The organism is Arthrobacter sp. Soc17.1.1.1, from assembly GCF_036867195.1.
Taxonomy (GTDB): domain Bacteria; phylum Actinomycetota; class Actinomycetes; order Actinomycetales; family Micrococcaceae; genus Arthrobacter_D.
On sequence record NZ_JBAJII010000001.1, the window covers coordinates 2533175 to 2546345 of the forward strand.

12 protein-coding genes are annotated in these 13171 nt (G+C 69.6%); 9 read left to right on the plus strand and 3 right to left on the minus strand.

The features are described 5' to 3' along the window. The first annotated feature begins 177 nt into the window (after nucleotides 1-177). From V6S67_RS11760 to V6S67_RS11780, 5 genes are all read left to right on the plus strand, one after another. Nucleotides 178-777: a GDSL-type esterase/lipase family protein gene (locus tag V6S67_RS11760; RefSeq protein ID WP_104049646.1), complete on the plus strand. Its 600-nt coding sequence runs from the start codon at nucleotides 178-180 to the stop codon at nucleotides 775-777. Between the two features lie 241 nt (nucleotides 778-1018). Beyond that, a complete protein-coding gene (locus V6S67_RS11765) occupies nucleotides 1019-2803 on the plus strand; it encodes an ABC transporter family substrate-binding protein (protein WP_334210418.1) in 1785 nt (594 codons plus the stop codon). A 101-nt stretch (nucleotides 2804-2904) separates the two neighbouring features. Further along, the gene (locus V6S67_RS11770; RefSeq protein ID WP_334210419.1) at nucleotides 2905-4437 is read left to right on the plus strand and encodes an ABC transporter permease; all 1533 of its coding nucleotides are present in this window, start codon (nucleotides 2905-2907) and stop codon (nucleotides 4435-4437) included. 9 nt (nucleotides 4438-4446) lie between these two features. Continuing rightward, nucleotides 4447-5481: an ABC transporter permease gene (locus V6S67_RS11775; RefSeq protein WP_334210420.1), complete on the plus strand. Its 1035-nt coding sequence runs from the start codon at nucleotides 4447-4449 to the stop codon at nucleotides 5479-5481. Beyond that, nucleotides 5481-7262, plus strand: a complete 1782-nt coding sequence (locus V6S67_RS11780; protein ID WP_334210421.1) for an ABC transporter ATP-binding protein — start codon at nucleotides 5481-5483, stop codon at nucleotides 7260-7262. The genes V6S67_RS11775 and V6S67_RS11780 overlap by 1 nt, the downstream gene beginning before the upstream one ends. A gap of 110 nt (nucleotides 7263-7372) precedes the next feature. Here V6S67_RS11780 and V6S67_RS11785 read toward each other — a convergent pair whose 3' ends face one another. Next, nucleotides 7373-8338: a zinc-binding dehydrogenase gene (locus V6S67_RS11785; RefSeq protein ID WP_334210422.1), complete on the minus strand. Its 966-nt coding sequence runs from the start codon at nucleotides 8336-8338 to the stop codon at nucleotides 7373-7375. A gap of 146 nt (nucleotides 8339-8484) precedes the next feature. On the opposite strand from V6S67_RS11785, the gene V6S67_RS19985 reads away from it, so the two are divergent. Then, nucleotides 8485-8559: a 50S ribosomal protein bL37 gene (locus tag V6S67_RS19985; RefSeq protein ID WP_369299106.1), complete on the plus strand. Its 75-nt coding sequence runs from the start codon at nucleotides 8485-8487 to the stop codon at nucleotides 8557-8559. A gap of 89 nt (nucleotides 8560-8648) precedes the next feature. On the opposite strand, the gene rsrA is transcribed toward V6S67_RS19985, so the two are convergent. Both rsrA and V6S67_RS11795 read right to left on the minus strand, forming a co-directional pair. After that, on the minus strand, nucleotides 8649-8909 hold the full coding sequence (rsrA, locus tag V6S67_RS11790; protein WP_104049641.1) for a mycothiol system anti-sigma-R factor: 261 nt from the start codon (nucleotides 8907-8909) through the stop codon (nucleotides 8649-8651). After that, nucleotides 8906-9601, minus strand: a complete 696-nt coding sequence (locus V6S67_RS11795; protein ID WP_334210423.1) for a sigma-70 family RNA polymerase sigma factor — start codon at nucleotides 9599-9601, stop codon at nucleotides 8906-8908. The genes rsrA and V6S67_RS11795 overlap by 4 nt, the downstream gene beginning before the upstream one ends. 335 nt (nucleotides 9602-9936) lie before the next feature. Between V6S67_RS11795 and V6S67_RS11800 the strand changes: the two genes are divergently transcribed. From V6S67_RS11800 to rsgA, 3 genes are read left to right on the plus strand one after another with little or no spacing between them, the layout of a single operon-like run. Next, complete coding sequence (locus V6S67_RS11800; RefSeq protein ID WP_334210424.1) at nucleotides 9937-10485, plus strand: DoxX family protein; 549 nt, start codon at nucleotides 9937-9939, stop codon at nucleotides 10483-10485. 5 nt (nucleotides 10486-10490) lie between these two features. Further along, complete coding sequence (aroA, locus tag V6S67_RS11805) at nucleotides 10491-11894, plus strand: 3-phosphoshikimate 1-carboxyvinyltransferase (protein WP_334210425.1); 1404 nt, start codon at nucleotides 10491-10493, stop codon at nucleotides 11892-11894. Next, the gene (rsgA, locus tag V6S67_RS11810; RefSeq protein ID WP_334210426.1) at nucleotides 11891-13021 is read left to right on the plus strand and encodes a ribosome small subunit-dependent GTPase A; all 1131 of its coding nucleotides are present in this window, start codon (nucleotides 11891-11893) and stop codon (nucleotides 13019-13021) included. Before aroA ends, rsgA begins: the two co-directional genes overlap by 4 nt. Nucleotides 13022-13171 lie beyond the last annotated feature (150 nt).

A 13171-nucleotide genomic window follows, 5' to 3' on the forward strand; every position in this document is an offset into this window, starting at 1 on the left:
AGGTCAGAGGCTGACCAGTAGCAGGTCGGTGGCAGGCCAGTGGCAGGCCAGTAGTAAGCCATCAGTATGATGTCAGGTGGGGCCCGAGGCCCCACCTGATGTCTTTAAGGGCACGAACGGCCGCGCGCCGTTCCGGGTGCCCTGCTCCTTTTCGACGACCAGCACACCGAGGGACCAGTGGAACAACGCAGAATCCGGCTAGCAGCAGTGGGCGACGAACTCCTCGCGGGGCTCGGTGATCCGCGCGCTCTGGGGTGGTTCGGGCGTGTGATGGCGCGGACCCGTCCGGACAGCGCGAGCGTGGAGGCATACAGCCTCCCGGCACCCGGCGAGGGCACCGAGGCCCTCGCGAACCGCTGGCTGCAGGAGGTCGGCCGCCGCTTCGAGGCCGGCTTCGAGAACCGCCTCGTGATCGGCCTGTCCGACCGGGATCTCGACCTCGACCTGTCCACGGCACGGAGCCGCCTGAACCTGGCGAACATCCTCGACGGCGCCTCGCAGATGAGCGTGAAGGTGCTCGTCGTCGGGCCCCCGCCGGGCCTCGACGCCGAACGCAACCGCCGCCTCGCGGATCTGTCCGCCGCGTTCGGCGACGTAACGACGCGCCGCAAGCATGTCTTCGTCGACACCTTCACGCCCCTGCTCGCGCACGAGCAGTGGCGGCACGACCTCGCCTCCAACGGCGGCACTCCCGGCCAGGCGGGCTACGGACTCGTGGCGTGGCTCGTCCTGCACCGCGGCTGGTTCCAGTGGCTCGAAGTGCCGGCGCCGGAGTAGGCGCCAGAATAGGGCACCGGCGGCCTGCGGAGCCCCGGGGACACGCCGTTCCCCGGGGCTTTTTGATTGCTCAGAGACCTTATATTTCAGCGAGGTAACAAATGGGTTATCAAAGGTTCACTGAGTGTCCGGGGGCAACGATCCTTCGCTATGCTGTCCGAGTGTGATTGCCGTCACTGCAGCAATCCGCCTCGTGGGGCGCCCCTTCGCCCCTCGCGCCAAGCACAGTAAGGACTATTCAATGCGTAATAAGCGCACTATGACGCTCGCCGCACTGTCCATCGGAGCGCTCATGCTGAGCGCCTGTGGATCGGCGGGCGGAACGGCCGAGACCCCCGCATCGGAAGGTGCCGCGGAGAACCTCGCCTCGACGATCAACATCGCGATCAGCCAGGCGCCCACGGGCTACAACGGCAACACCGCGGCCACGAACTCCGTGTACAACGGCTACGTCGACAACCTCACCTCGAGCGGCTTCGCGGCCTTCACGGCGGCCGGGGAACTCGAGGCCAACCCCGACTTCGGCACCTACGAGAAGACCAGCGACGACCCGCTGACGATCAAGTACACCATCGACGAAGATGCTGTCTGGTCCGACGGCGTGCCCATCGACTACGACGACGTGCTGCTCGCCTGGTCGGCCTACTCGGGGACGACCCCCAGCGGTGTCACCGACCCGGAGTCGGGCGCGGAGTCCGATCTCTTCCTGGCGGCCTCGACCAACGGCTTCGCCCAGACGAAGATGATCGAGGGCGAGCCCGGCGACAAGGAGTTCGAGCTCGTGTTCGACGAGCCGTACGCCGACTGGGAAGCCCTCCTGACCGGCGGGGTCTTCATGCCCGCGCACATCGCCGCGGAGCAGGGCGGGCTGTCCACCGAGGGTGACGGCGCCGCGCTGGTCGACGCCCTCAAGAACAAGGACGTCGCCGCGCTCACGCCGGTCGCCGAGTTCTGGAACACGGGCTGGGACTACGAGGCGGACCTGCCGACCCTCCCCGACACGGCCCTGCTGCCCTCCTCCGGCCCGTACAAGCTGGACAACGCCACGAACGGCACCCTCACCCTCGTCAAGAACGACGAGTACTGGGGCGAGGAGCGCGCCGGCAAGACCGACACCATCGTCTTCAAGACGATCGCCGACGAGGAGGCCGTCCAGGCGCTCCAGAACGGCGACGTCGACGTGATCGACCCCTCGAGCCCCTCGGTCGACACCAAGGCCGCCCTTGAGCAGATCGGTGAGACCGTCACGGTGGACGCCGGGACCTCGCTTACCTTCTCGCACGTCGACCTCGACCAGCGCCCCGGCGCCGTCTTCGAGGACGTCAAGGTACGCCAGGCGTTCAACGCATGCGTCCCCCGCGCCGACATGGTCGACAAGTTCGTGACCCCGATCGATCCCGAGGGAACGGTCATGAACCTGCGCGAATACCAGCCCGGTCAGCCCGACTACGAGACGGTCCTCGAGGGCGCTCCCGCAGCCCAGGGTGACGGCACCGCCGACATCGACGGCGCCAAGGAGCTCCTGACCGAGGCCGGCAAGACCGAGCCCGTCAAGGTCAGCCTCATGTACGCCGCCACGAGCCAGCTCCGCGCCGACATGGTGGCCCTGATCAAGGACTCCTGCGACAAGGCCGGCTTCGAGATCGTCCCGCAGCCCGAGGCCGAGTGGAGCGCCAAGCTCTCGCAGCCCGGCGCCTGGGACGCCGTCCTGTTCGGCTGGTCCGGATCCGGACTCGTCGCCTCCGGCCAGTCGATCTACGTCTCCGGTGGCGAGCAGAACTTCGGCGGCTACGCCGACGAGGAGGTCGACCGCCTCTGGACCGAGATCGCGACCACCACGGACGCCGACAAGGTGCCCGAACTGAAGACCGAGCTCGAGCAGCGCCTCGCCGAGACCCAGTACAACGTGGTGCTCTACGCGAACGCCGACATCATCGGGTACTCCTCCAAGCTCGAGGGCGTGGAACTGAACCCGACGCAGACCGGCATCACCTGGAATGCCTACAGCTGGACGAAGCAGAACTGATTGCTCCTTCCGGATCACGCATGAGGACGGGCAGGCCCTCGGGCCTGCCCGTCCCTGTGCCCGGCACCGCGACAGCCTGCACCGTTTCCTAGGAGCCCCACGTGTTCTACTTCATCGCCAAGCGAACGATCATCTCGTTCTTCATCATGCTCGCAGCGACCACGCTGATGTACTTCCTCACCATCTCGTCGGGCGATCCCTTCGAGGACCTCGGTGAGACCAGCGGCCCGGAGAAGGCCGCCACCATCGCGGTCCGCACCGACGCCATGAACCTCGACGTACCGCCCATCCCCCGCTACTTCATGTGGCTGCAGGAAGTGGGCCACTGCCTCGTCCCCGGTGGCATCAGCTGCACCCTCGGACAGGACCGCACCGGCGCGGCCGTCCTCCCGCAGCTCGAGAACGCCATGGGCTCCACCCTGCGCCTCGTGGTCGTCGCGACGGTCCTCGCCCTGGTCCTCGGCGTGATCGTCGGGATCGTCACCGCGATCCGGCAGTACAGCACGTTCGACTACTCGGTCACGTTCATCTCGTTCCTGCTCTTCTCGCTGCCCCTGTTCTGGCTCTCGACGCTCCTCAAGCAGTACCTGGCGATCGACCTCAACACGTGGCTGGCGAATCCACAGTTCTCGTATCTCACGATCGCCCTGATAGGCGTGATCGCCGGCGTGGTCTGGGCCGTCGCCGTCGGCGGCGACCGCCGACGCAGGCTCACGGTCTTCGTCGCCGCGACCGTCGTGACAGCCCTCGCCCTGTACCTGCTGCTCGTCACGGGCTGGTTCACCAACCCGGGGCTCGGCCTGGTCGGGATGCTCGTCTCCGCCGTGGGTGTCGCCGTCCTCTGGACCGCCCTGCTCGCCGGGTTCCGCCGCCGCCGCGTGCTGCACGCGGCACTCGCCGCCGCCGGCGTCGCCTTCGTCGGCTACCTCGTCTCCATCCCGCTGCTCGAGGACCCGAACTGGCTCGTCGTCGTCGGCCTCGTGGTCGTCATGGCGGTCATCGCCTACGTCGTCGCCGGGATCGTCGGCGGGCCCTTCCGGGCGCAGGCCGCGAAGATCGGTGCGGTCATCGCCGTCTCGGTGGGCCTGCTGATCATGCTCGACCGCCTCCTGCAGGCGTACCCGGCCCTCTCCGCGAAGGCCGGCGGCCGCCCCATCCCCACCACCGGGTCGCAGTCGGCGAACCTCAACGGCACGTTCTGGGAGACCAACCTGGACTTCGCGCTGCACCTGATCCTGCCGACCATCGCACTGACGCTGATCTCCTTCGCCACGTACACGCGGTACACCAGGGCGAGCCAGCTCGACGTCATGAACCAGGACTACATCCGCACCGCCCGCGCCAAGGGGCTCAGCGAACGGACCGTCCTCGTCAAGCACGCCTTCCGCAACGCGATGATCCCGATCACCACGCTGATGGCGTTCGACTTCGCCGGCGTCCTCGGCGGCGCCGTCATCACCGAGCAGGTCTTCGGCTGGAACGGCATGGGCAAGATGTTCGTCGACGGCATCGGGCACGTGGATCCGGGACCGGTCATGGCCTTCTTCCTCGTCGTCGGCACGGCCGCCGTGCTGTTCAACATGCTGGCGGACATCGCCTACGCGTTCCTCGACCCGCGTATCACCCTGAGCTAGGACATCCCCATGAGCAATCACGAGAACCCGCGGGACGACTCCCGCGCCTCCCTGGAACTGTCCGAGATGACGCTGCAGAGCCAGGACACCGACATCGCCACGGCGATCCCCACGAGGGACCAGACCGACCGCATCCGCACCACCGAGGCGAAGAGCCAGGGACGCCTGATCCGGGAGCGGTTCTTCCGCCACAAGGGGGCACTGGCCGGCATCGCGCTGCTGGTGCTCATCGTGCTCCTGGCCTTCACCTCGATCGGCTTCGCCGGCATCCCCGGCTGGTGGAACAAGGACTACGACGTCCTGGCCGCACGCTTCAACGAGGGCAAGCCCACGCTCACCCTGTGGCCCTTCAGCCTCGGCGAGCACCCGTTCGGCCAGGACGTCCTCGGCCGGGACTACTTCGCCCTGACGATGCGCGGCATCCAGACCTCGCTCATCATCGCGTTCGTCGTCGGGCTCGTGGCCATGGTCATCGGCACCACCGTCGGCGCCTTCGCCGGGTACTTCCGCGGCTGGACCGAGGCGTTCCTCATGCGGATCACCGATGTCGTCATCACCATCCCGACCGTCGTCATCGCGGCAGCCGTCGCCGGCATCGTCGCGAAGTACGGGATCATCCCCTTCGCCCTGTTCCTCGGCGCCGTGACCTGGACGGGACTCGCGCGGCTCGTCCGCGGCGAGTTCCTCTCACTGCGCGAGAAGGAGTTCGTCGAGTCGGCGAAGTCGGTCGGAGCGAGCTCGGCCCGCATCATCTTCCGCCACATCCTGCCGAACACGGTCGGCGTCATCATCGTCTCGACGACGCTGGCCATCTCGGGTGCCATCCTGCTGGAGACCGGCCTCAGCTTCCTGGGCCTCGGGGTCACGTCCCCCGACACCTCCCTCGGGAAGGCCATCAACGACAACCGCTCGGCCCTCACCGTACGCCCGTGGCTGTTCCTGTGGCCGGGCGTGTTCATCATCGGCATCGCCCTCGCGGTCAACTTCATCGGAGACGGCCTGCGTGACGCGTTCGACCCCAAGCAGACAAGGGTGAAGCAGTAATGAGTTCACGTTCCGTCATCATCTCGGATGAGCAGGCAGCACCCGGCAACGGTCCCATCCTCGCGGTCAGCAACCTCGGCGTGGAGTTCAACGTCGACAACGAGTGGGTCATGGCCGCCGAGGAGGTCTCCTACGAGATCCACCCCGGCGAGATCCTCGCGATCGTCGGTGAGTCGGGGTCCGGCAAGAGCATGTCCTCCATGGCCCTGCTCGGTCTCCTGCCCCGCAACGGCCGCTCCTCGGGCAGCGCGAAGATGCTCGGCAAGGAGCTGATCGGTGCGTCGCAGGGCACGCTCCGCCGCGTGCGCGGCAACGAGATCGCCATGATCTTCCAGGAGCCCATGACCGCACTCAATCCCGTGCTGACGGTCGGCGAGCAGATCCGCGAGGCGGTCGAACAGCACACCGAGCTCTCCCCCGCCCAGGCGAAGACGCGGGCCATCGAGCTGCTGCGCATGGTGGAGATCCCCGAACCGGAGCGGCGCTACGACAACTTCCCGCACCAGTTCTCGGGCGGCCAGCGCCAGCGCGCCATGATCGCGATCGCCCTCGCCAACGACCCCATGCTGCTCATCGCGGACGAACCCACGACGGCGCTCGACGTCACCGTGCAGGCCGAGGTCCTGGACCTGCTGCGCAAGCTCAACAAGCGCCTGAACAGCGCGGTACTCCTCATCACCCACGACATGGGCGTGGTCGCCGACCTCGCCGACCACGTGGTGGTCATGGAGCGCGGGCGCATCGTCGAGGCGGCGCCCACGGCGCAGCTGTTCGCCGCCCCCGCCGAGGCGTACACGAAGCAGCTCCTCGGGGCGGTCCCGCACCTCGGCTCGAAGGTCGGCGGGGTGCTCACCGACGTCGAGGTGGTGGACGGGCACGCGACCATCCACCGGGAGTACGCGGAGGCGGCGCTCCGTGCCCAGGAGACGCACACCGCGTCCGGCGTCGTCCCCGCCCTCGAGCTCCGGGACGTGGACATCGAGTACCCGGGGCGTTTCCGCCAGCCGGCCTTCAAGGCCGTCTCCGGCGTCTCGTTCACCATCAACCCCGGCGAGGTCCTCGGCCTCGTCGGCGAGTCCGGGTCGGGGAAGTCCACCATCGCGCGTGCCGTCACGGGCCTGATCAGGACCTCCGGCGGCCGGGTCAGCATCGGGGGCACCGACATCACCGAGCTCAGCGCCCGTCAGCTGCTGCCGCTGCGCAAGAAGTTCGCGATCGTGTTCCAGGACCCGGCGGCCTCCCTGAACCCGAGGCTGTCCATCGGCGACAGCATCGGCGAGCCGCTGCTGCTGCACGAGAAGCCGGGCCGCGCCGAGCTGGACAAGCGCGTGGCGTCCCTGCTCGAGGACGTCCAGCTGCCCGTCGCCTTCCGCAACCGGTACCCGCACGAGCTCTCCGGCGGGCAGCGCCAGCGCGTCGGGATCGCCCGTGCGCTGTCGCTGCGGCCGGACCTCCTCGTCGCGGACGAGCCCACCTCGGCGCTCGATGTCTCGGTGCAGGCGAAGGTCCTGGAGCTGCTGCAGGACCTCCAGCGCGAACGCGGGTTCGCCTGCCTGTTCGTGAGCCACGACCTCGCCGTCGTGGAGCTCCTCGCCAGCCACGTCGCGGTGCTCAACAAGGGCACCCTCGTGGAACAGGGAACCACCGAGCAGATCCTGAAGTACCCGCGCGATCCCTACACGCGCCGGCTGCTCGCCGCGGCGCCGGTGCCGGACCCGGCGCACCAGGCACTGCGCCGGGAGCAGCGCTCGGCCCTCATGGCGGCCGGAGCCGTCGACTAGCCCTCGACCAGCCGACGGCCGTCCGATCCACGAGAGGAGACCCTCCGCCAGCGGGGGGTCTCCTCTCGTGTATCGGGCTGCTCGGGCTGCTCGGGCTTCCGCAGGCCTCCTCAGTGGCGGAAGACGATCTTCCCGAACACGTCGCCGTCGAGCATGCGCCGGAAGCCCTCCGCGGCGTCGTCGAGGGGCAGCACCGCGTCGATGACGGGCCGGACGCCGGTGGCCACGAGGAAGCGCGTGAGCCGCTCGAGTTCCTCGCGGGTGCCCATGGTCGAGCCCAGCACCCGCAGCTGGAGGAAGAACACCCGGTTCAGGTCCGCGGACGGAGCGGGCCCGCTCGTCGCCCCGCACGTCACCACGGTCCCGCCCGGCACGAGCGACTTCAGGGAGTGCGCCCACGTGGCCTCGCCGACGGAGTCGAAGACGACGTCCACGCGCTCGGGCAGCCTTGCGCCGGCGTCGAACGCCTGCTCGGCGCCGAGGTCGAGCGCACGCTGCCGCTTGTCCTCGCTGCGGCTCGTGGCCCATACGCGGTAGCCCGCCGCCGCGGCGAGCGTGATGAGCGCGGTGGCGACGCCGCCGCCCGCCCCCTGGACGAGCACGGTGGAGCCCGGAGCCGCCGGGGAGACGGTGAAGAGCATGCGGTACGCGGTGAGCCACGCCGTGGGCAGGCACGCCGCCTCCTCGAAGGAGAGCTCCGGCGGCTTGGGCACGAGGTTCCGCTCCGGCACCCACACGTAGTCCGCCATCGTGCCCGGGTACCGCTCGGACAGGAGGGACCGCCGTGGGTCCAGGGTCTCGTCGCCGCGCCAGTCGGGCGAGGACACGACGCCGTGGACGATCACCTCGGCGCCGTCGTCGTCGATCCCGGCGGCGTCGCAGCCGAGCACCATGGGCAGCCGCTCCTGCGGCAGCCCCACGCCCCTGAGCGACCAGAGGTCGTGGTGGTTCAGGCAGGACGCCACGACCCGCACCCGGCGGAAGCCGTCGGGTGCGTCGGGTAGCTCCACGTCCCCCACCGTGAGGCCGGCGAGCGGATCGTCCGTGGACTGGGTGGCTGCGTAGGCGGCGCGCATGCATAAGCTCCTTCGGTCATGGCTGGTCGCCCTCATCCTAAGCACGGGCCCCCGGGCGGGTCCTGTTTAGGCGGGGCAGGCCGCCGTATGGGAGACTGGGGACGAGTTCTGCACGACTGCAGTGCCTGAAGAAGAAGGAGGCAGCCATGAGCAAGCGAGCACGCAAGCGCCGCGACCGGAAGCGTGGAGGCGCGAACCACGGTAAGCGCCCCAACACCTGAGTCCAGGCGTCACGTACGAACGGAAGAACCTCCGGCCCAGCGGGCCGGAGGTTCTTCTGTTCGTACGTCGTGACCGCGCTACCGGTCCGTCAGTGGTCCACGGACTGGAGGTGGCTGATGCGGTCCAGGATGCTGGCCTTCAGGGTCGACGGCGCGACCTCCGTGCAGGACCGCTTCACGACCGACCTGATGACGCACTCGAGGTCGTGCTCCTCGGCGCACTGGGGGCACCCGTCCAGGTGGTCCTTGATCTCCACGAGGTCCTGGTGGGACAGTGCCCCGTCGAGGTACTCGTACAGCCGCTCGATCCTCGAGTCGGCGCAGTCTCCCAAACTCCCGCAATCGCTCATTTCTTCATCTCCTGTTCCTTGCCCGCTGCACCTGCGGTGACCGGGGTCTTGGCACCAGCACCGATGGTGGTGCCCAGTCCCCGCTCGTGCGCGTACTCGGCGAGCAGTTCCCGCAGCAGCTTGCGGCCGCGATGCAGCCGGGACATGACGGTCCCGATGGGCGTGTTCATGATTTCCGATATTTCCTTGTACGCGAAGCCCTCCACGTCGGAGAAGTACACGGCGAGCCTGAACTCCTCCGGGATCGCCTGCAGCGCGCTCTTCACGTCGGAGTCGGGCAGGTGGTCCAGCGCCTCGGCCTCCGCCGACCGCAGTCCCGTCGAGGTGTGCTCGGCCGCCTTCGCGAGCTGCCAGTCCTCGATGGTGTCCGAGTGGGACTGCAGGGGCTCGCGCTGCCGCTTGCGGTAGAGGTTGATGTACGTGTTGGTGAGGATCCGGTACAGCCACGCCTTCAGGTTGGTTCCCGGCTTGTACTGGTGGAAGGCGGAGAACGCCTTGGTGTAGGCCTCCTGCACCAGGTCCTCGGCGTCGCTCGGGTTCCGGGCCATGCGCATCGCCGCGGAGTAGAGCTGGTCCACGTACTGCATGGCGTCACGCTCGAAGCGCGCCTTACGGTCCGCCTCGGACTCCGTCGACACGTCCAACTCTGCATCTTCGGCCTGGCTGCTGCCTGCGGGGGCTGTGGTATTCATCGTGCCAAAGTCTACGCGCCGAACCCGCGCGCGCCCCGTGGGGGCGTCGAGCTTGACCGTCGTCGTGAGCTGGAATCCCGGTCTGTCGACCGTCCTGTCGACCGTCGCGGTCCGTGCACCTGTCATCCGTGCGTCCCCTCTCGCCTGCCGTTCCCTTACCCCCTCTCCAACCTGCCCGCGGCCCCTTCTATTCCTGTTGCCGGCCTGCCGGCCGGCAGTTTCCGGATCGCCCCGTGCCGCACGGCATGCAAAACTGGACCCAGCGTGCTGAGTACTTCCCTGACGCAGTCCCGAACCGATGTCCGGCGTACCCCGCCGGCACCCAGGAGGCAGTTGTGACCCTTGTCCGCGTAATCGCCCGACCCCTGCTCGCCAGCAGCTTCGTGTTCTCCGGCGTCGACCGGGTCCGCACGGCCGGTGCCACGGCCCCGCAGCTCAAGCCCGTCCTGGCGGGCGTCACCAAGGTGGTCCCGTCCGCCGCCGCACTCACGAGCAACGAGAAGCTCGTGGGCCAGGTCCTCGGCGCCACGCAGGTCGGTGCGGCACTCCTGCTCGGCATCGGGCGGTTCTCCCGCGTCGCGGCACTGCTGCTGACCGTGACCGCGACGGTCAACGCCCTCGTCGACTACCGCGCGGCGGACGCCTCGACGCCGGCGGCCAAGAAGGCCCGCCGCGCGCAGCTGCTCAAGCACCTCTCGCTCATCGGTGCCGTCCTGCTCGCCGCCGTGGACACCAACGGCCGCCCGGGCATCGCCTGGCGCGCCGAGCACCTCGCCCTGGATGCGAAGAAGAACGCCGCCGGCTTCCGTAAGGACGCCCGCAAGCAGCTGAAGAAGGCCGACCAGGCCGTGCGCAAGACCGCCGCCGACGTCGTCGGTTCCTGACCGACATGACCGTCACCTCAGGCGGGGTGTCCGACCAGGCTCTGTGGCGGGCGCCCCGCCTGATGCGTCCCGTGGACGCCGAGGTCTCCGTCCCCGGCTCGAAATCGCTCACCAACCGCTACCTCGTCCTCGCGGCCCTGGCCGACGGCCCGTGCCTCATCCGGCGGCCCCTCCACTCGCGTGACTCCGCACTGATGGTGGGCGCCCTGCGGGCACTCGGCGCCGTCATCGAGGAGGTGCCGGGCGACGGCGGCTTCGGCCCGGACCTCCGCGTCACCCCCCTGCAGGCCGGCGCCGGCACGCCGGCGGACCGGGCCGTCGACTGCGGGCTCGCCGGCACGGTCATGCGCTTCGTCCCGCCCCTCGCGGGACTCGTCACCGGCACCACCGGGTTCGACGGTGACCCGCATGCCCGCCGCCGCCCGATGGGCAGCATCATCGCCGCCCTGCGCGGCCTCGGGGTGGCGGTCGACGACGCCGGGTCCGGTGCACTGCCGTTCAGCATCGAGGGTGACGGGCGCGTCCGCGGCGGGCGACTGGTCATCGACGCGTCCGCGTCCTCCCAGTTCGTCTCGGCGCTGCTCCTCGCGGGCGCCCGCTTCACCGACGGACTGCACCTCGAGCACGTCGGCAAGCCCGTCCCCAGCCTCGACCACGTGCGGATGACCGTGTCGGTGCTGCGGTCCCTCGGCGTGGCCGTCGACGATTCCGTCCCGGACCACTGGCGGGTCTCCCCCGGGGCCATCGCGGCCTTCGACGTGGCCGTGGAACCGGATCTCTCCAACGCCGGACCGTTCCTCGCGGCCGCCCTCGTCACCGGCGGCACCGTCCGCGTACGCAACTGGCCCGACGGCACCACCCAGGTGGGCGACGCCTGGCGACGCATCCTGCCGCTCATGGGCGCGCGGACGAGCCTCGAGGACGGCGTCCTGACCGTCACGGGCGGGCCCTCGATCTCCGGCGGCACGTTCGCCGACACCTCCGAGCTCGCACCCACGGTCGCGGCCCTGTGCGCCCTGGCGGACACGCCGTCGACCCTCACGGGCATCGCGCACCTGCGCGGCCACGAGACGGACCGCCTCGCCGCGCTGGTCGCCGAGATCAACGCCCTCGGCGGTGACGCCGAGGAGACGGCCGACGGCCTCGTCATCCGCCCGGCCCCCCTACACGGCGGCGTCTTCCGCACCTACGACGACCACCGCATGGCGACCGCCGGGGCGATCATCGGGCTGGCCGTGGACGGTGTCGAGGTCGAGAACATCGGGACCACCGCCAAGACCCTGCCCGAATTCCCCGCCCTCTGGGCCACGGTCACGGGGACGGGCACCAGCACGGGGACCGGCACGGGGACCGGCACGGGGACCGGCACGGGCACCAGGACGGGCACCAGCACGGCGGACCGGGCATGAGCGAGGCCGGCAACCGCCGCGGATCGCGGGCCTGGGACGAGTCCGACGTGCGGATCCGTCCCAACAAGAAGGGGTCCCGTCCGCGCACCAAGACACGGCCCGCCTACGACGACGCCGTGACCGGGCGCGTGGTGACCGTCGACCGCGGCCGCTACACCACCGTGGTGGACGAGGACACCCCCGACGAGCGGACCGTCGTCGCCGCCCGTGCGCGCGAGCTGCGCCGCAGCGCCGTCGTCGCCGGGGACCTCGTGGCCCTCGTCGGCGATCTGTCCGGCGGCCCCGACTCCCTCGCGCGCCTCGTCCGGATCGAGGAGCGGCGCACCGTCCTGCGCCGCAGCGCGGACGACACGGACCCCGTGGAACGGGTGGTCGTCGCCAACGCGGACCAGCTCGTCATCGTCGTCGCCGCAGCCAACCCGGAACCGCGCACGGGGTTCATCGACCGTGCCCTCGTGGCTGCCTACGACGCCGGGATCGAGCCGCTCCTGTGCATCACCAAGGCCGACCTCCGCGACCCGGCCGCGCTCCTCGCCAACTACGAGCACCTCGACCTGCGCGTGATCATCAGCAGGACGGACGAGGGCGTGGGGATCGAGGCCACGTCCGACGACGGCGAGTCGGCGCGCCTCTCGCACGGCGCCGTCGACGCGCTCCGCGACGAACTCGACGGGCAGGTCAGCGTGCTGCTCGGGCACTCCGGCGTCGGGAAGTCGACCATGGTGAACGCCCTCACCGGGTCCACGCGCGCCACGGGCGGCGTCAACGCCGTCACGGGCAGGGGACGCCACACGTCGTCGTCGGCCCTGGCCCTGAAAGCTGCCGATGCCGCCCCGGGCACCTGGATCATCGACACCCCCGGCATCCGGTCGTTCGGCCTCGCGCACGTGGACGCCGACCGCATCCTGAAGGCGTTCCCCGATCTCGAGCCGGGGACCGAGCGCTGCGAGCGCGGGTGCCGGCACGACGACAACGCCGTGGACTGCGGACTCGACAGCTATGTGGAGGAGGGACTCGCCGGGGAGTCCGGGCCCGTCCGCCTCGCCAGCCTGCGGCGCCTGCTGACGGCCGGCACGGCGGAGGCACGGGGCAGCGCCCACGACGCGAAGGAGCTCGGCCAGCAGTGACGCCCGGCACACGATGCCGGGTGCCGGCTCCCGGACTGTTACAGTGAACGCAGTTGTTGTTTGCGCATTACATCTCTAAGCCTTGACCCTCCACCTGGAGTTCGACAGCTTTTTTGATAAGCGGGTAACGAACACCACGATGAGCCCCCG

Bases quoted from the DNA above. Each gene is read 5' to 3' on its own strand.
- V6S67_RS11765 (WP_334210418.1), top strand. From the start codon at position 1,019: ATGCGTAATAAGCGCACTATGACGCTCGCCGCACTGTCCATCGGAGCG.
- V6S67_RS11775 (WP_334210420.1), top strand. From the start codon at position 4,447: ATGAGCAATCACGAGAACCCGCGGGACGACTCCCGCGCCTCCCTGGAA.
- V6S67_RS11780 (WP_334210421.1), top strand. From the start codon at position 5,481: ATGAGTTCACGTTCCGTCATCATCTCGGATGAGCAGGCAGCACCCGGC.
- V6S67_RS11785 (WP_334210422.1), bottom strand. From the start codon at position 8,338: ATGCGCGCCGCCTACGCAGCCACCCAGTCCACGGACGATCCGCTCGCC.
- rsrA (WP_104049641.1), bottom strand. From the start codon at position 8,909: ATGAGCGATTGCGGGAGTTTGGGAGACTGCGCCGACTCGAGGATCGAG.
- V6S67_RS11795 (WP_334210423.1), bottom strand. From the start codon at position 9,601: ATGAATACCACAGCCCCCGCAGGCAGCAGCCAGGCCGAAGATGCAGAG.
- aroA (WP_334210425.1), top strand. From the start codon at position 10,491: ATGACCGTCACCTCAGGCGGGGTGTCCGACCAGGCTCTGTGGCGGGCG.
- rsgA (WP_334210426.1), top strand. From the start codon at position 11,891: ATGAGCGAGGCCGGCAACCGCCGCGGATCGCGGGCCTGGGACGAGTCC.